This window comes from Bradyrhizobium sp. LCT2 (assembly GCF_009931255.1).
Classification (GTDB): Bacteria; Pseudomonadota; Alphaproteobacteria; order Rhizobiales; family Xanthobacteraceae; genus Bradyrhizobium; species Bradyrhizobium diazoefficiens.
Genome location: NZ_CP034432.1, coordinates 6,322,043 through 6,344,213, shown reverse-complemented (window position 1 = coordinate 6,344,213; position 22,171 = coordinate 6,322,043). Strand labels below are relative to the sequence as shown.

Below are 22,171 nucleotides of genomic sequence, written 5' to 3'. Positions count from 1 at the left end.
CAAACGGGGGAGGTAAAACAACATGGCTGAGATGGATATGCCGGTCGCTGGTGCACAGGCATCGGCTGACAACAAGCAGATGGTCAATGCGATCATCGCATCGGTGCTCGGATGGGCGCTCGATCTGTTCGATTTGTTCATTCTGCTCTACGTGGCGCCGGTCGTTGGCGCGCTGTTCTTTCCGTCGAGCAATGCCGCGCTCTCGCTGGCCGCGGTCTATGGCTCATTCGCGGTCACGCTTTTGATGCGGCCGCTCGGCTCGGCGGTGTTCGGCCATTATGCCGACGTGCACGGCCGCAAGCAGGCGATGCTGATCGCCATTGTGGGCGTCGGCCTCAGCACGGCGGCGTTCGGCCTGCTGCCGACCATCGCGCAAGTCGGCGTGATCGCGCCGATCATGTTCCTGATCCTGAGGCTGATCCAGGGCATCTTCGTCGGCGGCGTCGTGGCGTCCACCCATACCATCGGCACCGAGTCCGTGCCGCCGCAATGGCGCGGCGCGATGTCGGGCCTGGTCGGCGGCGGCGGCGCGGGCATCGGTGCGCTGCTCGCATCCTTCATCTTCCTGATCACGTCCTCGGTCTTCCCCGGCGATGCCTTCGCGGTCTGGGGCTGGCGTTTCATGTTCTTCTCGGGCCTGCTGAGCTCGCTGCTGGGCTGGTTCATCTTCCGGAACCTCGAGGAATCCCCGTACTTCAAGGAGCTGAAGCGCCAGCAGGGCAACAAGCAGGCGAAGGTCTCGAAGGCGCCGGTGAAGGACGTGTTCTCCGGCCAGTATCGCGGCGTGCTGCTGGTCAATTTGCTCATCACCTTCGGCGGTGGAGCCGGCTATTACCTGACCTCGGGCTACCTGCCGAGCTTCCTGAAGGTCATCAACGCGGTCCCGAACCAGACTTCGTCGCTGATCCTGATGGGCGCGAGCGTGTCGGCGTTCTTCTCTGCGGTGCTGGTCGGCGCGCTGAGCGACCGCATCGGCCGCAAGAAGACGTTCCTTCTGATCGGCGCACTGGCGGCAGTGCTGCTGCCACTGTGCTATCTCAATCTCGCTGCGACAAAGGAGACGACGCAGATCACGGTCTACGCGCTGGCAATCGCCTTCATCGGCAATGCCGGCTATGCGCCGGTGCTGATCTTCCTGAACGAGCGCTTTCCGACTGCGCTGCGCGCGAGCGGCACGGGCTTGTCCTGGAACATTGGCTTTGCGCTGGGCGGCATGATGCCGACCTTCGTCTCGCTGGTGAGCGGCAGCCCCGCGGAGATTCCGATGTCGTTGGCCTATTTCGCGGTCGGCGTGTTCGTGATTTATCTGATCGGCGCGATCGTGATCCCGGAGACCAAGGGCAATTTCCGCTAGGCCAAATCGGCGCGGCTGCACCTGGCCGCGCCGATCCATCGAATTGCGCAACGAGACGGGTATGGATGGACTGCATTAGACGACCTGATCGTCGGCGGCGGGGCGGCGGGCTGCGTGCTCGCTAACCGGCTTTCCGCCGATGGGCACCGCCGCGTTCTCCTGATCGAAGCCGGAATGGACATGCCGCCGGGAGCAAGCCGGTCGCCCGTGTCTATGAGCAGGGCCGGTGATGGGCGGCGGCTCCAGTATCAATGTGCAGTCGGCCAATCGTGGCTTGCCGCGCGACTATGACGAATGGCGCGATCTCGGAGCGCGAGGCTGGGGCTGGGCGGACGTGCTGCCGTATTTTCTCAAGCTCGAGACCGATCTGGATTTCGACGGCCCGTTGCACGGCCGAAGCGGCCCGATCCCGGTCCGCCGCATCGCGCACGAGGCGATGCCGCCGTTTGGCCGCGCCGTCGGCGAGGCGTTGTCGGCGACGGGCCGCCGTTCCGAGAGGACCAGAACGGCTAATTCGAAGACGGTATCTTCCCACCGGTCGAATGCCGGACGAAGGAACGCCGAGCGTCCGCTCGGACCAATATCGCGGCGCCAAGCTCTATTGTAATATTTGATATATCATGTATCAAAGCTGAGGCGGTGGCGTGAAATCGTGTAAGGGCATCATGAAACCAGTTTTTGGGGTGGTGGCGGACGATCTAACCGGCGGTATGGAGACCGCCGCCATGCTCATCGCTGCCGGTATCGACTGCGCGTTTGTCACCGACCCCGAACTTGTTGCGACGATCGGCGACATCCCCGCCATCGTGGTTGCGCAAAAAACGCGCGTCATCCCGGCTGACGAAGCTGTTGCCAGGAGCGGGAAGGCGGCGCGGGCTTTGCTCGCGCGTGGCGCGCGTCAGATCTTCTTCAAGTATTGTGCGACATTCGATTCCACCGACCGCGGCAATATCGGTCCCGTGGCGGACATGCTGATGCAGCTCACGGGCGCGGACCACACTGCGTTTTGCCCCGCCTCTCCCTCGCTTCGTCGCACCGTCTACAACGGCCATCTCTTTCTCGGGACCGAGCTGATCTCGGACTCGCCGAAGCGCAACGATCCGCTGACGCCGATGACGGATCCCGATCTCGTTCGCGTGTTGCAGAGGCAGACGCCAACCAGGGTTGGCCTTCTTGCCCATCCTTTGGTCAGTGCCGGCCCTGCACATTTGGAGCAGGCTATCGCGTCCGCGACCGGGCAGGGTGTTCGCTACTTCATTACGGATGCGATCTATGATCGCGATCTCGATGTGCTCGCCGAGCTGACTTCCGACTGGAAGTTGATGACGGGCAACGCAACGATCGTTCAGCACTACCCTGCGATCTGGAAGGCGCAGGGGCTCGTCGCCCCAACGAGCAACCGGGCGCGCTTGCCCGCAGTGGATGGCAGCGGGGTGGTTCTTGCCGGCAGTTGCGCGGAACGCACGCTCGAGCAACTCGCCGAATTCGAACGACACCGCCCAGTGCTTCGGATGAATCTCCTGGCGGCCGACGATGTCGGGTCAGCAGTCGGGGTGGCGCTCGACTGGGCGCGACCGCGGCTGAAGGACGGGCCTATCGCCATCTCAACCTCGGAGTCTCCCGAAGTCGTCAAAATGGTCCAGGAGCGATATGGGCGCGAAGGTGCTGCGCAACTTGCCGAGACCATCCTCGGCCGTCTCGCTGTTTCTCTTCGTGGTGCCGGAGTCCGCCGCTTCGTCGTCGCCGGCGGCGAGACCTCGGGTTCGATCGTTGATCACCTTGGCATTCGAAGCCTGCGGGTTGGCCCCTATGGCGGCCCGGGCATCGGCACGGCCACGACCGACGACGCGGATCCGATCGCCCTTTGCCTCAAGTCCGGCAAGCTCGGGCCGGTCGACCTGTTCATGACGACGCTGAAATCGATGCTGAATCCGGAGGATGCCAATTGAACGAGCTCGAAACCAGGCAATCGCTGCTAAACATCGTCGAGACGCTTGAAAAGAAGGGGTTCAATCACGGCAGCAGCGGCAATGTAAGCTGCCGCCTCGGGGAGGACATTCTCATCACGCCGAGTGGTGGCAACAGCGGCAACACGACGCCCGATCGCCTGGTGCGGCTGAAGCACGACGGAACCGTGCTCGGCGGCGGCCTGCCGTCCAGCGAATGGCACATGCACCTCGCCATCCTCAAGGCCTATCCGCACGTGAATGCGGTCGTACATACACATGCCGACTGCTGTGTCGCGCTGGCATGTCTTGCGAAGCCAATTCCGGCGTTCCACTACATGGTCGCCGGTTTTGGCGGGAACGACGTGCCGTGCGTTCCCTACGCGACATTTGGAACACGAGCGCTCGCCGAAGGCGCGGTCGCCGCGCTTCGGAAGCGCAAGGCCTGCCTGCTGGCCAACCACGGGATGATCGCCGCGGGCGCAAGCCTGCAGGCGGCTTTCGATCTCACCGTAAAGCTTGAGACTCTTGCCAGGCAGTATCTGCTCGCCTGTCAGGCCGGCGCGCCGACGATCCTTCCCGATGATGAAATGGCGCGGGTGCTCGAACGCTATGCGAGCTACGGCCGAGTTGCTTTACCAGCCTGATCGAAGGAGGGCCCATGGAGATCACCGGCAAGACCAAGATCATGTTCGTGCTGGCGCACCCGGTCGACCATGTTCGCGCAAGCGCTGTCTTGAACACCTATTTTCAGTCCATCGACGACGACGTGGCGGTATCGCCGCTTCATGTGCTGCCGGCCGATCTGGGGGCAGTTCTCGCGAGCGTCAGGCTGATGCGCAATGTCGTCGGCTTTGGTGTCACGATCCCGCACAAGACAGGCGTGATCGAACATCTGGATGAGACGACGCCGACGGCGGCGCTCATCGGCGCCGTCAATTTCGTCAAGCGAACGGCTGACGGACGCCTCATCGGCGACAATCTGGACGCGCGGGGTTTTGTCGCCAGCCTTGCGCAGCATCAGATTGCGGTTCGTGGCCGGAAAGTGCTCCAGGTCGGAGCAGGCGGTGCGGGGCGCGCAACCGCATTCGGCCTGGCCGAGGCCGGCGCACGCGAGCTGACCATCATGAATCGGGATGGAGCGAAGGCGCATGCGCTCGCCGAGGCGGTGTCACGGCGCTATCCGGAGACGAAGGTCAATGCCGGGCGCGCTGAGGCACGCGCGTTCGACCTCATCGTCAATACGACGTCGCTCGGCATGAAGACGGATGACCCTCTGCCGCTCGATATCGAGGGAGTGGGTCCCGCGACCGCCGTCAGCGACATCATCGTCACCCCCGAGGTGACCCGGCTTCTGGAACGGGCCGCAGCTCAGGGCGCGAGAACCATCGGCGGCAAGCCGATGCTCGACGCGCAAATGGCCCTTGTCGCGCGCTTTACTGCGCGATAGCCTGATATATCAAATATTATATCGAGAGTAGCCGCCGTGGATCGAGGTCCCGGCATCAGTGTAAGGGGCATTTGCCTCCCGCGTCGTACCAGGCGGACAGATGGGAAACGAGATCTTCGTGAAGGCTGCATCGACTACACCGGCAACAGCAGGCGCATCCATCCGCATCAGCCGTCTGGAAAAACGTTTCGGCCCGGTTTTTGCCGTCGATGGCGTGGATCTCGATATTGCCGCCGGCGAATTCATCGCTTTGCTTGGACCTTCCGGCTCCGGCAAGACCACCATCCTGATGAGCGTTGCGGGGTTCGAGTTTCCGACAAGCGGCACCATCCAGGTGGATTCCGAAGACCTCACCTATGTGCCCTCGAACAGGCGCAACCTGGGAATGGTCTTTCAGAACTACACGCTGTTCCCGCACATGACGATCTTGGACAACGTCGCCTTTCCTCTGAAGATGCGTGGACTGCCGAAGGCCGAGCGTCATGCGCGCGCCGAAGCTGCGCTCGAAACGGTGCGTCTGGGCGGTTACGGCAACCGTCGTCCCAACGAGCTCTCCGGCGGCCAGCAGCAACGCGTGGCGCTCGCGCGTGCCATCGTCTATCAGCCGCGCGTCCTGTTGATGGACGAGCCACTCAGCGCACTCGACAAGAATCTGCGTGAGGACATGCAGCTCGAGATCAAGCGCCTGCATGCCGAGCTCGGCATTACCGTCATCTTCGTCACTCACGATCAGAGTGAGGCCCTGACCATGGCCGACCGGATCGCCGTCCTGAAGGATGGTAAGATCAAGCAGATCGGGCCGGCACGCGAACTCTACGAGAGGCCCGCAAATCTCTTCACCGCCGGCTTCATCGGCGAGATGAATTTCGTTGACGTCACGGTCGAAAGCGTCGGCGACGTTGTCTCGGTGGGGCTGCCATGGGGTGAGACGTGGCAACTGCCGGCGACCGCGGCGGTCGATGCAGTGAAGGCCGGCGAAGCCGCGGTGATGGCCGTGAGGCCCGAGCGGCTACGGCTCGGCGCGAGTGCGGCAGGCCAAATCGTCAACGTCACGCTGAGCGACATCGTCTATGCGGGGTCAGCCATGCTCCTGATTGGCCGCCTGCCGGATGGCACCGAGATGCGTGCGCGCATTCCGGGCGAATCGCAGCTCAGCTCCCTGGCTCCCGGAGACGTTGCGTCCTTCACCGTGCCTGCGGCGGCGATCCTGCTCTACCGAGGGAAGCGGTGATGACGAAGGAGGTGCGATCGCAGTTCTGGTACTCCGATGGCCGCAGGCTGAGCGGCCTGTCGACGCTGCTGCTGTTGCTACCGTTCTTCGCCGTCATCGCCTTCGTCTTCATCTATCCGATTGCGCAGCTCCTCCTGATCAGCTTCTTGGAGCCGCATCCGACTTTGGACAACTACGCCCGCGTCGTCGACAACCCGGTTCACGCGCGCGTCCTGATGCGCACGCTCTGGACTGCTGCGCTCGTGACAGCCCTATCCGCGGTTCTCGGCTTCCCGGTGGCCTACTATATGAGCCGGACGAAGGGGGCGCCCGCCGCCCTTGTCGCGGTCTGCGTGATCCTGCCGCTCTGGTCGAGCGTACTGGTGCGCACCGCCGCCTGGTCTTTCCTGTTCCAGCGCAATGGGCTGATCAACTCGGCGCTGATGGCCCTCGGCCTGACCTCGCAGCCGTTCAAGCTGCTCTACACCCAGAGCGCGGTGGTCATCGCCATGACTCACGTGTTGCTGCCGTTCATGATCCTACCGATCTACGGCGCCTTGCGCAGCATTCCGAACGACTATGCGCGGGCGGCCGCCGTGCTCGGCGCGACGCGCCTGCGGACCTTTCTCGAAGTCATTCTTCCATTGAGCCTGCCGGGCGTCGTTTCCGGATCGCTGCTGGTGTTTCTCACGGCGCTTGGCTTCTTCATCACGCCCGCGCTTCTCGGCTCACCGCAGGAGATGATGATCTCGACCCTCGTGTCAAAGCAGATCCGCGAGGTCCTTGACTGGCCCTTCGCCGCCGCATTGGTGGGGGGGCTGACGTTCTTCGTGACCTTGCTCGCGATCGTGTTCAGCAAGACGTTGCGTTTCGACCGGCTGATGGGGAGCGCCTCGTGAAACCGCCGACCGACCGAGGTTCCCTCGTGCTGGGCGCCTATGTTTATGCTGTGCTGGCATTCATCATTGTGCCGCTCGTCATCGTCATTCCAATGTCGTTCAGCCAGAACGACTACCTGGCATTCCCGCCGACCGGTTTCACCTTGAAATGGTACGCCGAGTATTTCGACAGCAGGCAGTGGCGTGCGGCCACCTGGCTCAGCGTGCAAGTGGCGCTTCTGACGGCAGCCTGTGCTTCGCTGATCGGAACCGCAGCCACCTATGCCATGGTCCGTGGTCGCAGCCGGCTCGTGACCCTGTTCCAGATCCTCCTGATAGGGCCGATCATCGTGCCGCATATCGCGCTCGCCGTCGGTCTCTACCTGTTTTTCCAGACGATCGGTCTCTCGGGAACCGTTCCCGGCTTTGTGCTTGCACATACGGTTCTGACCCTGCCGTTCGTCGTGTTCACGATGGCGGCGGCCCTGGGCAGCGTCGACGCCAATCTCGAAGCGGCGGCGATGAGCTGCGGTGCGACGCGCTTTCAGGCCTTTCGCTTCGTGACGCTGCCGCTGGTCCTGCCGAGTCTTGCGAGCGGCGCGCTGTTTGCCTTCATCATCTCCTTCGACGAACCCGTCGTGTCGTTCTTCCTGTCCGGCATACGCCAGAAGACGCTGCCGCGTCGTATGTTCGAGGACATCGAGCAGAATCTGACACCCATAATTCCTGCGATCGCGACGCTGCTGATCGTCCTGTCCATCGCGATCTTGCTGGGAGGCCATGCACTCCGGTCCCGCAGCAAGACTCAGTCAAGCGCCGGATGAGAGCTCAAAGAGGAGAACGTCGATGTCGAAGAAGACCTGGAAGCGGACCTCAGCACTGCTTGCGCTGGCTTCCGCTCTTTCTGTAACGTTGCCGGCTGCCGCTCAGAAGCTCGAAGATCAGCTGGTGATTGCCACGACCGGTGGTCTGATGGGCAACACGCTGGCGAAATACTTCTACGAGCCCTTCAACAAGGCCAGGAATGTCGAGGTCGTCCCGGTCGCGGTCGAAGTTCCCGACCAGTGGGCGCGCGCCAAGGCAATGCAACGAACCGGCAAGATGGAGTTCGACATCGTCACGGCAACCGGTCCAGATCTGGTCGGGCGCACCGACATGCTCGAGAAGATCGACTGCGCCAAGCTGCCGAGCGTCCAGAAGTTCGGCGTCTCCGATGCCTGCCAGCCCTACGGTGTCGCTCGCACGACCGGAGGCATGCTGATCACCTACAATACCGAGGCGTTCAAGGAGAAGGCACCGAAGACCTGGGCCGATTTCTGGGACGTGAAGCAATTCCCCGGACCTCGTGGCCTGCCTGATACCGGCGACAGCGACTGGTGGGTGCCCGTGGCCGCGCTCCTCGCCGACGGCGTCAAGGCGGACCAGCTCTTTCCGCTCGATCTCAATCGCGCCTACAAGAAGCTTGACGAGATTCGTCCCAATGTCTCCGTCTGGTGGAAAACAGGCGATCAGGTGCAGCAGATCATGCGCAGCCGCGAGGTGGTCTTGGCCATGAGCTATTCGGGACGCGCGCTCGCCGTCGTGAAAGAGGGCGCTCCGGTCGCCATGTCCTGGGATCAGGCCATTCGCGACACCGGCTATATGGCTGTTCTCAAGGGCGCGCCGGACCTCAACGCGGCCATGGCCTATCTCGACTTCTTCTATGCGAGCCCCGACGCCCACGTACCGTTCATGCGGGCCGTCAACTATGCAACTGCCAGCAAGTCGGCCATCGAGTTGCTGAAGCCGGAAGAGCGCAATCTCTATGCGACCTCGCCGGAAAACTACGAAAAGCTGGTCAAACCCGATTTCGCCTGGATCGGCGAGCACCGCAACGAATTGCGCGAGCGGTGGATGGCCTGGCTGACGCGCTGAGCCGCGACAGCGTCTCCCGCGGCTTCGCGTTCGCAAGATGAGGACGGACCATGGATCACACCAGTGACCCCAGTGCGATGCGCTACGTCATCGATCCGAGCAGGCTCGATCTCGTAGAGGAATTCCGCGCGAGCCCGCTCGGTGTGCACAGTCCGGAGCTCCGCAAGCTGCTGGCGCGGATGCGATGGGGCAGGCCGGAAGGGCGACTTGTCCTGATCGTGCTCGAGCCGGGCAGGGCCTGGCGGCTGTCGTGTATCCCCAAGCGGCGGGGCGATCCCATGCCTTTCGTCGATGATCGCGTCTTCACCTCTCTCGCTGAAGCGGAGTGGCATGTTTTCAAGCTGCGTTGGCAGGAAACGACTGGCGCGACGCTGCCTGCGGAGGTTTCGGGTGATTTATAGGACGAACGAGTATCTCGGCTATCCGGACCGCATCAGCGTTCCAGCAGGCGAGACGGTCCGCTTCCAGTTGAGCAGCAAGCGGCCGAACGTGAAGGTCGAGGTGCTGCGGTTGCGCTGCGGCGATGTCGATGTCAACGGTCCGGGCTTCAAATACGAGGTGATGACGAGCAACGTCGACGGCGAGCACGCCTGTCTCGATCAGCCAATCCGGCCGGGATCCAACGCGATCGTCGAGCACGATGGCGCTCTCGCTCCGACCGGGGGACACTGGTGCTTCGGCGCCTACGTCTGTCCGACGCGCATCGCCGACAATGCCAAGGCCGTGATGGGCAATTGGTGCGAGGCCTCGGGGCGCGGCTACGCTCTCGAGCTTGATGAGGAAGGATGCCCGGTTCTGGTCCTCGGCCAGTCAACCGGAGCGTCGGCCCGTTTTACCCTCGACGTGAAACTGCGACAGCGCGTCTGGGCGTTCGTATCGGTCGCGATCGATCTCGTACGGCGATCGGCAACGCTGTCGTTGATCGTTCCGGCGAATGGCGTTCAGCCGACGGTCGCCCACGCGAAATCATTCGCTCTGCCGCTGGCGCTTGCGCTCGACTCGGGATTGCCGTTCCTGATTGCGGCCCATCATCTGAACGGGGAGCAGCAATACGCGTCTCATTTCGACGGCAAGATCGAGGCGCCGCGGATCTTCTCGCGTCCGCTGGAGGCGGAGGCGCTGCGCGTGTTCGATTGCCAGCCGCGGACAGGTGCGACCGAGGCCGGCCTTGTCGCTTTCTGGGATTTTGCGGACGGGATCTCGACGCTGTCTGTCAAGGACCTGTCGCCCAACGGTCTGCACGGCAGCCTGCGCCAGCTGCCCCGCAGGGGCGTCACCGGCTTTCATTGGTCGGGGAGCGTCCATGACTGGCGGCTCTCGCCGCGCGAATATGCGGCGATCCATTTCCACAGCGATGACATCTACGATTGCGGGTGGCAGACCACGTGCGCGCTCGATGTGCCGGCCGATTGGCGATCGGGCGTCTATGCGCTGCGGTTGACGCCTGGCGGGAATGACCCTGAGGCGAACTGCGAAAGCTATGTCACTTTCTTCGTGACCCCCGGCAGGAAGTCCAGGCGAGCCGATTTCGTCATCGTCGCTTCGGTGGCGACTTATCTGGCTTATGCCAACAGTGCATTGCGGCTCTATCAGGTTCACTTCGAGACTCTGATGGAGCACGTCCTGTGGCTGCCGCAGGACGACGTCTTTATGCAGGAGAACCCGGAGATCGGGCAATCGACCTATGATTGCCATGTCGACGGATCGGGGCGCGCCTAACAGCTCCTGGCTGCGGCCCATCCTCAACATGCGCCCGCGGGGCTACTGGTTCAATCTGATCAACGACACCCACATCCTCGATTGGCTCGAGGAGAAAGGGATTTCCTACGATCTGATCACGGATGTCGAGCTCGATCGCGAAGGGGCACGGGCGCTCGCGCCTTATCGGGTCGTGATGACGCCGACCCATCCCGAATACTACAGTTTCAGCATGATGAACGCGATCATGGCGCACCAAAACGCCGGGGGGCGGCACATCTCGATGGGAGGCAATGCGTTCTACTGGCGCTGCGGCTTTCATCCGGCCGCGCCCGCGGCGCTGGAGGTCCGCCGCGGCATGGCCGGAACGCGGACCTGGGAGTCGGAGCCGGGCGAGGTTCATCTTGCCGGCACCGGCGAGCCGGGCTCGTTGTGGCGGCACTCCGGCTTTGCACCGCAGAAGCTCGTGGGCGTCGGCTTTTCGGCGATGATCAACGACACCTGCGGCTACTATTTGCGCACGGCCGAGAGCGAGGACGCGCGCGCCGCCTTCATCTTCGAGGGCGTGGACCGCGACGAGAAGCTCGGTGACTTCGGCTTTCGCTACAATGGTGCGGTCGGTAGCGAGATCGACCGCTACGATCTCGATCTGGGAACGCCGCGGCACGCGTTACGGATTGCGACCTCCGAAGGTCTGGGGGCAGGCGCGCTCCCGACGCCGGAAGAGTTTCGTACCGTGGTTGACGGGCTTGACGGCACCCAGAACGCCTTGGTCCGCGCCGACATGGTGTTCTTCGAAACCGCCAATGGCGGTGCGGTATTTGCCACTGGCTCGATCACCTATGGCGTGTCGCTGGGCCACAACAACTACGACAACAACATCAGCGCTATCACCCTGAATGTCGTGACACGGTTCCTTGATCCGGCGCCGTTCGTCATCCCCGCCCAGGCTTAGGGCACGGACACGGCTTCGATCAGAAGAGATCTCCCATGACTGACAAGCGCCATTTCCAATCTCCGGAATTGGGAGCCATCAACGTCGCGCCGCGAAAGGTGCGCCCGATGCATGCGGACGAGCATTGGGGTAGCCAGCCCTGGTACGAAGCGCCGCGCGAAGACCCCGAAGTGCCGGAGGTGTACACCTATACCGACGCGATGTCTTACGATCCGGGAGGGGAGGTTGCCTTCCATTCCAGCGCGACGGCGAAAACCTGGCGGTTGCAGGTCTATCGCGATGGCCTTGAGCCGGAAATGGTGCATGAGGTCGATGCACTGGACGGTGTGTTCGCGCCCACGCCACCTGACGCCTACCGCAATGGATGTAACTGGCCGGTCACGCACCGGTGGAGATTGCCGTCCGATCTGCGCTCCGGGTTCTATCGCGTGATCTCGTCCTGCGAGCGGGCGAATGGCGGCCGATTCGTCCAGCATCACTTTTTCGTCGTGCGCCCATTGGAAAGGACACGGCGTGCGAAGATCCTGATGATCCTGCCGACGGGTACCTGGACTGCCTACAACGATTTCGGTGGTGCCAATCACTACTTCGGCGTCGAAGGTCCGGGCCGGGACGAGCCGTCGCCGGTGTTGTCGCTCGAGCGACCATGGACCCGCGGCATGGTCTGGCTCCCCGCAGGTGCGCCCCGCATCTGCGCCGATCCTGCGCCCGAGATGGGCGATGCCCCGCGCTATCCGATGAAGGAGTGGGCCTTTGCCAATGGCTTTGGCCAGTATTACGCGGCGGCTGGCTGGGCCCAGTACGATCGTCATTTCGTGTTGTGGGCGGAGAAGGAAGGCTATGCCCTCGACATGATCACCCAGACCGATCTCCACTACCTGCCTGAATTGCTCGACGGCTATCCTTGCGTGACGATCATCGGCCATGACGAGTACTGGACATGGGAGATGCGTGAGGCGATCGAGCGCTATGTGGAAAGCGGCGGACGGCTCGCGCGTTTCGGTGCCAACTTCCTGTGGCAGATACGACTTGAAGAGGATGGCAAGCGGCAGGTCTGCCACAAGTTCAAGGCGATCCACAAGGATCCCATCGCCGGCACGGGCAGGACGCATCTCATGACGTCGGCCTGGGAAGACCGTAACGTGCGTTGGCCCGGCGCCTCGACAGTGGGTGTGAACGGCGCACACGGCCTCTATGCGTCCTGGGGAGGTTTTGCACCGAACGGCCAAAAGGGCTTTACGGTCTATCGCCCCGAACATTGGGCCTTCGCCGGCACCGGGCTGCACTATGCCGACATCTTCGGCGACAAGCAGCATCTTTGCCTACGAGGTCGACGGACTCGACTACACTTTCCGCAACGGCCTTCCGTTTCCCGTTCCCGCCGACGGGCAGCCCGAAACCATCGAGATATTGGCCATGGCACCTGCCGTCCTCGCCGAGGACGAGCCGCAAGGCGAGGGCTTTCGCTACTACGTGCGCAGCAGCGATCACGAGGGCCTGGTGGAATGTCTTACCGGCGAAATCACGCCGGAGGGACTTGCCCGCTACAAATACGGATCTGGCATGATGGTGCACATGACCCGTGGCAAGGGCGAGGTTCTGACCGCCGCGACCTGCGAATGGGTGATGGGGCTAAAGCGCGGCGACCCGTTCACGCAGCGGATCACCCGAAACATTCTCGACCGGTTCACGTCGTCGACGCCTGCTGTGCTGCGAGAGAAGAGGGCGTGATCGGGCAAGCCACGCGTGAACGACAGCCGGCGCCATGCACAACGGACATCGCGGAGTTTGAACCCATCGCGCGATCATCGACGCTGTGACGGAGGCGCGAAAGATGCGCCGCTGAGGTCAATCCTCCCCAGGCGTCATGTTGCGGGTGCCGCCATGCTTTTCCAGGAGCCGCACGAGGTTTTGGCCGCCCTCCATCATGTCGGCCTGGATCGCTTCCCGCACCTTATCGGGACGGCGTTGTCGCAAATAGTTGAGCACGGACAAGTGCTGATGCTCGTTCGGATAAATTGGTGGCGCGTGCGGATAGTGAAAATTCAGCAAGGGACCGTTGCGCATCCAGATATCGTCGAGAATGGCAAGCACCTCGGGAAGTCCAGATCCATCGTACAGGCCGCGATGGAATTGCCAGTTGGCGCGAACCGCGTCCGACCACCGACGCTCTTTTTCGGCGCTGATCAACTCGTGATGGATTGCTTCCATCTTGTCGATGCCTGCTTCGGAAATGCGCGTCGTGGCGTGCTCCGCGGCGAGGCCTTCGAGAAACAGCCTCACGGTCCTGAGCTCGATATACTGCTTGGCTGTCATGTGAGCGACCATGATCGAACGGCCAGCCTGCATCTCGAGGGCGCGCCCGCGCACGAGTTGCATCAATGCCTCGCGAATGGGTGTCTCCGACACGTTCATCGTCGCAGCGAGCTCGCGGATCTTGAAGCGGTGGCCCGGCCAGAACCGGCCCTCCATCAGCGCCTGTCGCAGGTTGTTGTAGACAAGGCTTGTCAGGCTATCGCGGGCGACGGGACCAACTCCGCTCTCGCCAGGCTTCTGTTCCACGTCGTTCATTTCGGTCCCTCGCAAGGGTTTGGCCGTTTGTGCCAACCCCACCACCTGCTCGAATCCACTTTATATATAATATAGGCAGGCAGATTTGCCGAAATCATTAGCCGCTGGCGCCGATTCTGCCGAAAGGAGGTCACTCCTTGTGGTCGGGTTGCTGCACATAGGCATAGGGAGACAGCCACTTGCAATTCACCTGATAATATATGATATATCATCTTAGAGTTGGAGAGGGCCGTCATGCCGGGATTGAACCGAACAAGGGACACCACGCTGCGCGCACGCGCGGAGAAGGTCGTGCCGGGCGGGATGTGGGGGCACCTCCACGCGGCCAAGCTGCCGGACGGCTATCCGCAATTCTTCCGGCGCGGCGAGGGCGGGGTGCTCTGGGATGTGGATGGTAACCGGTACGTGGATTTCATGTGCAGTTGGGGACCCAATCTGCTCGGCCACCATCATCCCGAAGTGGAGGAGGCTGCCGAGCGTCAGCGCCGTGAGGGGGATTGTCTGAACGGCCCGGCGGAAGTCATGGTCGAGCTGGCCGAGCTCGTCGTGGATATGGTGGGTCACGCCGACTGGACGCAATTCCAGAAGAACGGCACCGACGCGACTACGACCTGCGTCACCATCGCGAGGGCAGCAACGGGCCGGCGAAAGATTTTGGTCGCCAAGGGCGCCTATCATGGTGCTGTGCCGTGGTGCTCCCCGTCGTTGCTCGGTGTGACTGCAGAGGATCGCGCCCATCTCGCATATTTCACTTTCAATGATGTCGAGAGTCTCGTGGTGGCGGCAAAGGCGGCCGGCGACGATCTCGCCGGCATCCTGATCTCGGCATACCGCCACGATCTCGGGCTCGACCAGGAACTTCCCACCGTGGAGTTCGCGCATGCGGCACGCCGCATCTGCGACGACAGAGGGGCTGCGCTGATCATTGATGAAGTCCGCGCAGGCTTGCGCCTGAACGCTGCCGGGAGCTGGGAAGGGCTTGGTGTCCGCCCCGACCTGTCCGCCTGGAGCAAGGCGATCGCCAACGGCTATGCCCTGGCGGCTGTCACCGGAGCCAATTGGCTCCGCGGTGCCGCGTCCCAGGTCTTTGTCACCGGGTCATTCTGGGCCGGCGCTGTCGCGATGGCTGCCGCCGTGGCGACGTTGAAGATCGTGCGCAGGGACAATGTGCCGAGCCGTCTTGCACAGCTCGGGCAAATGCTGCGTGAGGGCCTTGAGACACGTTCGCGCCAGTTCGGCGTGTCAATTCGCCAATCGGGGCCTGCGCAGATGCCGACTCTCCTGTTCGACCAGGATCCGGCTTACCGGAAGGGTTCGGCCTTCTGCAGCGCGATGTTGGCGCGAGGCGTTTACTTCCATCCCAAGCACAACATGTTCCTCTGCGCCGCGCACACCGAGGCGGACATCGCCGAGGCGCTCCAAGCCGCCGAACATGGCTTTGCTGTGGTAGCAGGGCTGTGATTCCTTGCTCTGCTTGCCGTTTCCAGGTTTAGTCAGCCGTGCCGATGCGGGCCTTTAAGGCCATCCTCGCCTATTCGGATCGGGTGTTCGATCAGCTCCCGTTGGCTCCGGAATCAATCTGCTTCAAGCCAGATTGGTCGGTGCAGAATCATCGGACCTGCGCCCAAATGGCGTCAGGGCCAGACTTGGAAGCTTATTGACGGCACCGTTAATGCTGATCCGGCTTCTGTAGCTTCTCGTCCCGCACGGATGTGTTCATTGGCGAGCTCGATACCGGATACCTCGGTAGCTCCGCGCGGCTGGCAGTCATCAAGCGAGCGCCGCTACTGCTTTCGTGTGGGTTCTGGCCGGTATTTCCCTAGTCGACGAAGCGCTTGCGGCGGCGTTGCTGACCGCGGCGGCCGACGAGCGACGCGAAAAATCTGCACTCCAGGAGGCGATCCGGTTACTGCTCGGTGAGCGCGATATCTTCGGCGCCTACGACAAGGAGACTCTGGAGGACGCCTCTGACCGATCACTTCGGCAGAGTGCTCACGACGTGACCCAGACATTGTCGACCTCAAAGCTGATCGACATTGGTGTCCTCAGGGCAGATGCCATTCGTACGGAGACAGTAGGCAACCTGGCGGACATAAGAACTCCATACTCTCCGATTCTATCAACTCTCTATGCAACCGAAAAATTCATAGGATGGAACGTCTAGCGTGTCACCCTTTGCCGTACTCATCGCCGGCTGGTTCGGCGTCGCGCCTGACGCCGTCCGGATGATCACGGATGGCGTCAACAAAACTCTTCGCGTCGTGAGCGATCATGATGACGTATTCGCACGCTTCTCGCCTACCTCCTTGCACAGTCGTGAAGCCCTTGAAAGCGCAACGCTCCGACACACATTGGTCTTATAGAGGTCATTGCTCAAATGCCTTCTTCGATTTTGCGCCATCGCGCCCCAATCGTGATCCGATAGCAGCAACGGTTGTTTCTTTCCTTGATCTATTGGAGTCGAATCCAGCATCGATCACATTCCTCGTTTCCGAGGCAAGTGCCGAGGTGGCAGGCTTTTCGGTCGCGCGAATAACAGTCCGTCGGGTCAGGGAGATCCAGATCGGTGCGCATGCTGCGCAAAGAAATCGTGGGATCGGAGGCGCATTAATGAGCTGGGGATCGTCAAAGCGCCTTTGGAAGTTTTCCAAACGCAGGCCAACTGGCTCGAGTCGTCAATGATCGAGGCATTCTAAGTCGCACCGCACGCATTTGCGTTGCGGTGACGATAGCGTCTCACTAGAGAAGCGATGCAGATAGTGAGCAATCGGACGTTGCCGATATAAACGCAGGCAACTGATCTGAATACGAGTCTGCGGAGGAGCTGAATCACAAGCGATAAGCGTCGGCCGCGCGCGGACGCGGCGAGCCGATCTTGGATCCATGATCGTTGCAGGTCGAGCGTGGAGCCAGTTCACGTTGGGCGACGTGTTGCTGTTGAGGGACTTTCTGGAAATGCGACGTGCAGTTGAGGTTGGGACGGCAGCTCGCTTTGGTGCGACACTGCTAGGTGGAGTGATGTTGCTGGCGTGGTTCGAATCGCCCGCTCAATCCCAAACCTCGCAAGGCGCCAACTCGCTTCCACCCGTTACTGTCGATGCTCCAACGCAACAGACGATCCATCGCACGCCGAGCAAACGAGATGCGTCTCGGGTTCGATCAACTTCACGGCGCGTCACGGCGCCTGGTGCCCTGCAAGCCGAAGCTGTCGCTGCGCAGTCGCAGCCGTCGCGGTCGGGTGTCGTGCCCGCCTTCGCAGGCGGCCAGGTCGCTCAAGGCGCGCGACTAGGACTGCTCGGAAACACCGGCACGATGAAGTCACCGTTCAACGTGACGAGTTACACGGACAAATTCATTCGCGATCAGCAGGCAGCGACGGGGGCGGACGCCTTGATCCTCGATCCTTCCGTACGAAGTTCCCATCCAACGGGCGGTGTGCTCGATTCGTTTTACATCCGTGGCTTCCCGGTCAACGAAGGCAATAACGGTGAATTTGCCTTCGAGGGCCTGTACGGGATCGCGCCGACATACCGCATCTTTACGGATTACGTCGAGCGCATCGAAGTGCTCAAGGGTCCCTCAGCCGCGCTCTCGGGCATCGCGCCCAATGGCGGCGTCGGCGGCGTTATCAATGTCGTGCCTAAACGCGCGGGAGAGGATTTGACGCGCTTCACCGTGGATTACGGCTCGGCTGCACGGTTTGGCGGTCACTGGGATGTTGCGAGGCGTTACGGCGACAGCAAGGAATGGGGCGTACGCGCCAGCGGTAGCCTGCGCGACGGCGACACGCCCATCGATCGCCAGTCCGAAACGACCGGGGTCGGGTCGCTGGCCCTCGACTATCAGGGCGAACGGTACAGGTCCTGGCTCTACCTCATCGCCCAGACCGATCGGTTCGATGCTCCGTCACGTCCGTTCCTTATGGCTGCCGGCGTGCCGGTGCCAAAGGCGCCGGACGGCCGGCTGAACGTGACGCAGCCCTGGGAATGGTCGCGCATCAACGACCAATCGGTCTTGTGGCGCAACGAATACGATGTAACCGATCAGGTTACGCTGTTCGCCGACGTGGGCGGCTCGCGGACCAATGTCGAGCGATTCTTCGGTCTTCCGACGATCACCAACACCAGGGGCGACACGACCTCGACGCCCCAATTCTTCGGGCTCAGCATCGATCGACATACATATGATGGCGGCGTCCGGGCCCGCTTCGATACCGGGTTCGTTCGTCATGCCGTCACCTTCCAGGCCTCGGTCTATCACGACGAACTGTACCGGCGGCTTACCAATGGCACGCTGGTTACGTCGAACATCTATAGTCCGACAGTCGCGCCAACTCAGTTCGCAAACGAGATCGCAGGACGCCCTCGGCTTTCGGACAGTCAGCTCACAGGGCTATCGATTGCCGACACCTTGTCCGTTCTCGACGAGCGTGTCCTGTTGACGTTGGGTGTCCGGCGCCAGGGCGTCGAGGCGAACAACTATGTTTCCAATGTCGGAACGCTGGCGAACTCCTACGACAAGAGCGCGACCACTCCCGTGGTCGGCCTCGTCGTCCGGCCCCGAGACAACGTCTCCCTGTATGCAAACTACATCGAAGGTCTAAGCAAGGGCGATATAGCGCCGCAGCAGACGGGTGTTTCCAATGGCGGCGAGATACTCCCGCCCTACATCGCCAAACAGTACGAGGCCGGCGTCAAGGTGGATTTCGGGCGGGTCGCAACCACCTTCAGCGCCTTCGAAATATCGAAGGCGAGCGGCGAAACGTTGGCCGGGCGCTTCGGGGCGACTGCCGAAACGCAGGTGCGCGGGCTCGAATTCAACGTCTTCGGCGAGCTCAGGCCCGATGTTCGCGTCCTCGGGGGCGTTTCGCTGCTGGATGGTACCCTGACGAAGTCCGCCATCACGTCACGTGTGGGCAATACGCCGATCGGCGTTCCGAACGTGCAGGCCAATGTCGGAGCCGAGTGGGATCTCCCGTGGGCGAGAGGGCTCACCTTGAATGGCGCCGTCATCTATACAGGCCGGCAGTTCGTCGATGCGGACAACAAGCAGCCGATCCCGGATTGGACGCGGCTCGATCTCGGCGCCCGCTACACGACGGCGATCAACGGCAGGAAGACGGTGTTCCGCGCTAACATCCAGAACGTGACCGGTACGACTTATTGGTCCAGCGTGGCCTCATTCGGAACGTTCTTCCTGGGAGCACCGCGCACGTATCTGGTGTCGATGACCGTCGACATGTAATCGCTGCTCTCACAGAGCGGTGAGACGCTTCGGATCCTGCTGACAAAAAGCAGGCTGGTCGATGTGCAAGTGTGTCTTCTTCCGCCAACGTGCTCTGTCCCGACCGAAGAGGTAGATCCCGACAGGGTAGCGGAGCTCCACGCGCAAATTCGAAGGACGCCCTGTGCGTGATGGACAGTCTTCACCGGCTAACAGTCGCGCACCGTCTGCGACTGCCGCTGGTGCCAGTGGTTCTCTTGGACCTACCAGTCGGGCACGGGAACGCCTGCGGGCGATGAGGTCGGCGATCCGGGCGGCGGACCAAGATCACCGTCCGGTCACTGGTCCGCGGAGCGTTGCCGACATCCGCGATGAACTGCCGACTGTGAAGGACCGAAAGCGGGTTTGAAGATGCAATTTCGGCGCAGTGTCGGCAACCGGATTAGATGATGCGTGGGAGAACGTCGGTGCGCCGGTCCTTGTCGAAATAGCGGTGCTTCAACGCACCGGCGACGTGCAATATGACCAGAGCCAGCAGGCTGTAGGCGAGGGTCTTGTGCAAAAACTGGAACAGTCTGAATCGATCATCATCCTTCGGCAGAAGTTCAGGAAGGTGGATGCCGAAGAAGAACACCCCGTCGCTGTCGGTGAAAGAGCTGGACATCGCATAGCCCATTAGCGGGACAAGCAGCAGCAGCGCGTACATCGCGACGTGCACGGCCTGCGACAGGAGTCTCTCCTGGGCGGGGAGCGGCGCCGGTCCGGGCAGGCGTGACATCGCGCGGATCGCAAGCTGCGCAAGAACGATCAGGAACACCAGCACACCGAAGGATTTGTGCCAGGGATAAAGCAGGGTGAATTTCTCCGTGACAGTATCAGCCAGCACGGTCATCATCCAGCCGGCCGCGATGAGGCCCAAGGTCAGCAGGGCGCGCACCCAGTGCAGGATCCGCAGTGCCGCCGGATACTTATCGTTCGTTGGGTCAACGTCGTGAATCATGCTTTAGACTCCTTGCCGGGAACGGTCTAGAATGCACATCGGGCAACGGGCATCCACGAAGGTGCGGTTCAGGTAATGTCGGTAGGGGGGTGAACATCCGTGAAGTCGGTTCTTCCCGCTTGGTGCGCGAGACATGTTAGGTTTGAATCGACGCGTCGGGTGCAACATTGGATTCATGGTCCTCAAGCGGAAGTGTGATCTCAAAAATGGCGCCTCCGCGTGAGGATGTCCGATACGCGACACGTCCGCCATGTGCCTCGGCGATGGCGCGAACGATGGATAGGCCCAGCCCAGATCCGCCATAACGTGGCGAGCGCGATAGGGCGCCACGTGCGAACGGATCGAATGCCCGCTTGGCAAACTCCGGCGGCATTCCGGGACCGTCATCCTCGACGCGAATGATGGCGGAGTTGCCAGACTTCAGAGTCGAGAGTTCGATACGGCCGGGCTTCGCGTAGCGTTGAACATTATCGAGAAGGGCGAGCAACGCCTGGCGAATGCGAATCCCGTCGCCGAGAGCGACCAAATCTGCCAGCGTGAGTTCGAGCGAGAATCCGGCGTTTGCGAGCACGGGCTCCAGCAGGTCGGCGACGTTTTGAATTTCCGCGGCGAGCGCGACCGGCCCTCTCCCAAGATCCAGGCGCCCGCTATCGGCCAGCGTGACTGTACGCAAATCGTCGACGAGCCGCGAGAGCCCGTCGATCTGCAGCAGCAGATTTCCGATTGACGCTTCATCGGGCGTGAAAACGCCGTCGGCGATGCCCTGTAGCCGGCCCTTCAGGATCGTGAGGGGCGTTCTGAGCTCGTGTGCGATCGCGGCATTCCAAGCGATCATGTCGTCTGCGTTATCTTGCAGCCTCTGTGCCATCGCGTTGAAATCGGCTACCAGATGAGCCGTCTCGCCGAGCGACCGATCGCCGGGGGACGCGCGCGCTGACAGGTCTCCTGCAGCTATTTTGCGCGCGGTTTCCGCCAAGGAGTTCAGCGGAGCCAGGATTCGTTTCGTCAGCCGGAGCGCGACAACGATCGCAAGGGCCAGTCCGACAAGAAGGAAGACTGCGATCATCACCAAGTCCGGCGCTTCTGGCAAAAGGGGAGGCGGCCCGGGTGGTGGCGGAAAATAGCTTAGATAAATTCCATAGAAGACGAATGAACCGACGAAGACGATCAGCATCGCGATGGTCGCCACGACGCTCATTGAGACGATGATCTGCTGACTTAGGCGATACCGCTTCATATCGCGGCCAAACGATAGCCGATGCCGCGAACACCGGACAGCATGCCAGGCGCGCCGGCCGCGTCCAGCTTTTTGCGAAGATTGCTGATATGGCTGTCCACCGTCCGCTCGAGGGCGTCGCTGCCGGGTAGGCAAGCATCGACCAGTTCACTTCGCGTGAAGGCTTTGGTCGGTGTTCGCGCCATGTGAGCCAGGAGACGAAATTCGGTCAGTGTGACCGGCAGTGGTTGTGCCGTTCCATCCACTTCGACCTTTACCATGTGGCCATCGAGATCAATAGCAACGCAATCGACGCGCAGCATGCCGCCGGCGCTTGACCGGCCAGCCCGCCGCAATACCGCTTTGGTGCGAGCAACCACTTCGACCGGATTGAACGGCTTCACGACATAGTCGTCAGCCCCGATGCGCAGTCCCTGCAATCGATCGATATCCTGGTCGAGCGCAGTGATCATAATGACGGGTGTATCGCCCCGGCGGCGGATCTCGGCCAACACCTCCCATCCGTCGAGGCGGGGCATCGTCACGTCGAGAAGGATGAGGTCTGGTTTCAGCGCAAGGTGCAGGTCGAGTGCGGCTCGGCCATCGCCGGCGCGGACCGTGCGGAAGCCCTCACGCGTTAGATAGGCGTCGAGAATTTCGCAGATCTGCGGTTCATCTTCGGCAATGAGGATAAGGGCGTTCATCGGAACACGAGGTCAGGCGTCACTGGATGGGGTCTCTTGGCATAGGGTGAGA

The 22,171-nt window shown here is 61.9% G+C and carries 20 protein-coding genes and 1 pseudogene; 17 read left to right on the top strand and 4 right to left on the bottom strand.

Annotated features, from left to right (window positions below):
- The first annotated feature begins 22 nt into the window (after nt 1–22).
- The 14 genes and pseudogenes from EI171_RS30335 (at nt 23) to EI171_RS30280 (ending at nt 13,136) form a co-directional block, all read left to right on the top strand.
- Complete coding sequence (locus EI171_RS30335) at nt 23–1,354, top strand: MFS transporter (protein ID WP_060911437.1); 1,332 nt, start codon at nt 23–25, stop codon at nt 1,352–1,354.
- Nucleotides 1,355–1,468: 114 nt separating this feature from the next.
- On the top strand, nt 1,469–1,645 hold the full coding sequence (locus tag EI171_RS46830) for a hypothetical protein (protein WP_370163106.1): 177 nt from the start codon (nt 1,469–1,471) through the stop codon (nt 1,643–1,645).
- Nucleotides 1,584–1,961 carry a GMC family oxidoreductase N-terminal domain-containing protein gene (locus tag EI171_RS46825; protein WP_371740281.1) on the top strand — a complete coding sequence of 126 codons (378 nt, stop codon included), beginning with the start codon at nt 1,584–1,586 and terminating at the stop codon, nt 1,959–1,961. Before EI171_RS46830 ends, EI171_RS46825 begins: the two co-directional genes overlap by 62 nt.
- Before the next feature lie 58 nt (nt 1,962–2,019).
- Entirely contained in the window at nt 2,020–3,303 is a 1,284-nt protein-coding gene (gene otnK, locus EI171_RS30325) for a 3-oxo-tetronate kinase (protein ID WP_246740297.1), read from the top strand.
- Nucleotides 3,300–3,947: a class II aldolase/adducin family protein gene (locus EI171_RS30320; protein ID WP_011086324.1), complete on the top strand. Its 648-nt coding sequence runs from the start codon at nt 3,300–3,302 to the stop codon at nt 3,945–3,947. Before otnK ends, EI171_RS30320 begins: the two co-directional genes overlap by 4 nt.
- A gap of 14 nt (nt 3,948–3,961) precedes the next feature.
- Nucleotides 3,962–4,750: a shikimate dehydrogenase gene (locus tag EI171_RS30315; RefSeq protein WP_161535493.1), complete on the top strand. Its 789-nt coding sequence runs from the start codon at nt 3,962–3,964 to the stop codon at nt 4,748–4,750.
- A 100-nt stretch (nt 4,751–4,850) separates the two neighbouring features.
- Complete coding sequence (locus EI171_RS30310; RefSeq protein WP_049832416.1) at nt 4,851–5,981, top strand: ABC transporter ATP-binding protein; 1,131 nt, start codon at nt 4,851–4,853, stop codon at nt 5,979–5,981.
- Entirely contained in the window at nt 5,981–6,859 is an 879-nt protein-coding gene (locus EI171_RS30305) for an ABC transporter permease (protein WP_039184197.1), read from the top strand. The genes EI171_RS30310 and EI171_RS30305 overlap by 1 nt, the downstream gene beginning before the upstream one ends.
- Entirely contained in the window at nt 6,856–7,662 is an 807-nt protein-coding gene (locus EI171_RS30300) for an ABC transporter permease (RefSeq protein ID WP_011086328.1), read from the top strand. Before EI171_RS30305 ends, EI171_RS30300 begins: the two co-directional genes overlap by 4 nt.
- Nucleotides 7,663–7,684: 22 nt before the next feature.
- Nucleotides 7,685–8,752 (top strand): extracellular solute-binding protein, encoded by a 1,068-nt coding sequence (locus EI171_RS30295; protein ID WP_028171909.1) that lies wholly within the window; start codon nt 7,685–7,687, stop codon nt 8,750–8,752.
- Nucleotides 8,753–8,802: 50 nt separating this feature from the next.
- Nucleotides 8,803–9,153 carry a hypothetical protein gene (locus tag EI171_RS30290; RefSeq protein WP_011086330.1) on the top strand — a complete coding sequence of 117 codons (351 nt, stop codon included), beginning with the start codon at nt 8,803–8,805 and terminating at the stop codon, nt 9,151–9,153.
- The gene (locus tag EI171_RS45910) at nt 9,143–10,471 is read left to right on the top strand and encodes a LamG domain-containing protein (protein ID WP_246740296.1); all 1,329 of its coding nucleotides are present in this window, start codon (nt 9,143–9,145) and stop codon (nt 10,469–10,471) included. Before EI171_RS30290 ends, EI171_RS45910 begins: the two co-directional genes overlap by 11 nt.
- Nucleotides 10,446–11,405, top strand: coding sequence for a N,N-dimethylformamidase beta subunit family domain-containing protein (locus EI171_RS45905; protein ID WP_246740295.1), 960 nt, complete (start codon nt 10,446–10,448; stop codon nt 11,403–11,405). Before EI171_RS45910 ends, EI171_RS45905 begins: the two co-directional genes overlap by 26 nt.
- 35 nt (nt 11,406–11,440) lie before the next feature.
- Nucleotides 11,441–13,136: pseudogene (locus EI171_RS30280) on the top strand (N,N-dimethylformamidase beta subunit family domain-containing protein).
- 117 nt (nt 13,137–13,253) lie between these two features.
- Here the strand turns inward: EI171_RS30280 and EI171_RS30275 are convergent.
- Nucleotides 13,254–13,976, bottom strand: a complete 723-nt coding sequence (locus EI171_RS30275; RefSeq protein WP_028171905.1) for a GntR family transcriptional regulator — start codon at nt 13,974–13,976, stop codon at nt 13,254–13,256.
- 234 nt (nt 13,977–14,210) lie between these two features.
- On the opposite strand from EI171_RS30275, the gene EI171_RS30270 reads away from it, so the two are divergent.
- From EI171_RS30270 to EI171_RS30260, 3 genes are all read left to right on the top strand, one after another.
- Nucleotides 14,211–15,437 (top strand): aminotransferase class III-fold pyridoxal phosphate-dependent enzyme, encoded by a 1,227-nt coding sequence (locus EI171_RS30270; protein WP_202633029.1) that lies wholly within the window; start codon nt 14,211–14,213, stop codon nt 15,435–15,437.
- A 334-nt stretch (nt 15,438–15,771) separates the two neighbouring features.
- Nucleotides 15,772–16,140, top strand: a complete 369-nt coding sequence (locus tag EI171_RS30265; protein WP_011086335.1) for a hypothetical protein — start codon at nt 15,772–15,774, stop codon at nt 16,138–16,140.
- Between the two features lie 719 nt (nt 16,141–16,859).
- Nucleotides 16,860–19,220, top strand: coding sequence for a TonB-dependent siderophore receptor (locus EI171_RS30260; RefSeq protein WP_202633028.1), 2,361 nt, complete (start codon nt 16,860–16,862; stop codon nt 19,218–19,220).
- 421 nt (nt 19,221–19,641) lie between these two features.
- Here EI171_RS30260 and EI171_RS30255 read toward each other — a convergent pair whose 3' ends face one another.
- The 3 genes from EI171_RS30255 to EI171_RS30245 all read right to left on the bottom strand — a co-directional run bounded on the left by EI171_RS30255 (nt 19,642) and on the right by EI171_RS30245 (nt 22,119).
- Entirely contained in the window at nt 19,642–20,199 is a 558-nt protein-coding gene (locus EI171_RS30255) for a cytochrome b (protein WP_011086339.1), read from the bottom strand.
- A 136-nt stretch (nt 20,200–20,335) separates the two neighbouring features.
- Nucleotides 20,336–21,436 carry an ATP-binding protein gene (locus tag EI171_RS30250; RefSeq protein WP_011086340.1) on the bottom strand — a complete coding sequence of 367 codons (1,101 nt, stop codon included), beginning with the start codon at nt 21,434–21,436 and terminating at the stop codon, nt 20,336–20,338.
- A complete protein-coding gene (locus EI171_RS30245) occupies nt 21,433–22,119 on the bottom strand; it encodes a response regulator (RefSeq protein WP_161535492.1) in 687 nt (228 codons plus the stop codon). Before EI171_RS30245 ends, EI171_RS30250 begins: the two co-directional genes overlap by 4 nt.
- Nucleotides 22,120–22,171 lie beyond the last annotated feature (52 nt).

Coding starts and splice junctions, on each gene's coding strand:
- EI171_RS30270 (WP_202633029.1), top strand. CDS start 14,211: ATGCCGGGATTGAACCGAACAAGGGACACCACGCTGCGCGCACGCGCG.
- EI171_RS30245 (WP_161535492.1), bottom strand. CDS start 22,119: ATGAACGCCCTTATCCTCATTGCCGAAGATGAACCGCAGATCTGCGAA.
- EI171_RS30275 (WP_028171905.1), bottom strand. CDS start 13,976: ATGAACGACGTGGAACAGAAGCCTGGCGAGAGCGGAGTTGGTCCCGTC.
- EI171_RS30305 (WP_039184197.1), top strand. CDS start 5,981: ATGACGAAGGAGGTGCGATCGCAGTTCTGGTACTCCGATGGCCGCAGG.
- EI171_RS30255 (WP_011086339.1), bottom strand. CDS start 20,199: ATGATTCACGACGTTGACCCAACGAACGATAAGTATCCGGCGGCACTG.
- otnK (WP_246740297.1), top strand. CDS start 2,020: ATGAAACCAGTTTTTGGGGTGGTGGCGGACGATCTAACCGGCGGTATG.
- EI171_RS30295 (WP_028171909.1), top strand. CDS start 7,685: ATGTCGAAGAAGACCTGGAAGCGGACCTCAGCACTGCTTGCGCTGGCT.
- EI171_RS30335 (WP_060911437.1), top strand. CDS start 23: ATGGCTGAGATGGATATGCCGGTCGCTGGTGCACAGGCATCGGCTGAC.
- EI171_RS30290 (WP_011086330.1), top strand. CDS start 8,803: ATGGATCACACCAGTGACCCCAGTGCGATGCGCTACGTCATCGATCCG.
- EI171_RS30310 (WP_049832416.1), top strand. CDS start 4,851: ATGGGAAACGAGATCTTCGTGAAGGCTGCATCGACTACACCGGCAACA.
- EI171_RS30260 (WP_202633028.1), top strand. CDS start 16,860: ATGATCGTTGCAGGTCGAGCGTGGAGCCAGTTCACGTTGGGCGACGTG.
- EI171_RS45905 (WP_246740295.1), top strand. CDS start 10,446: ATGTCGACGGATCGGGGCGCGCCTAACAGCTCCTGGCTGCGGCCCATC.
- EI171_RS30315 (WP_161535493.1), top strand. CDS start 3,962: ATGGAGATCACCGGCAAGACCAAGATCATGTTCGTGCTGGCGCACCCG.
- EI171_RS46825 (WP_371740281.1), top strand. CDS start 1,584: ATGGGCGGCGGCTCCAGTATCAATGTGCAGTCGGCCAATCGTGGCTTG.
- EI171_RS30250 (WP_011086340.1), bottom strand. CDS start 21,436: ATGAAGCGGTATCGCCTAAGTCAGCAGATCATCGTCTCAATGAGCGTC.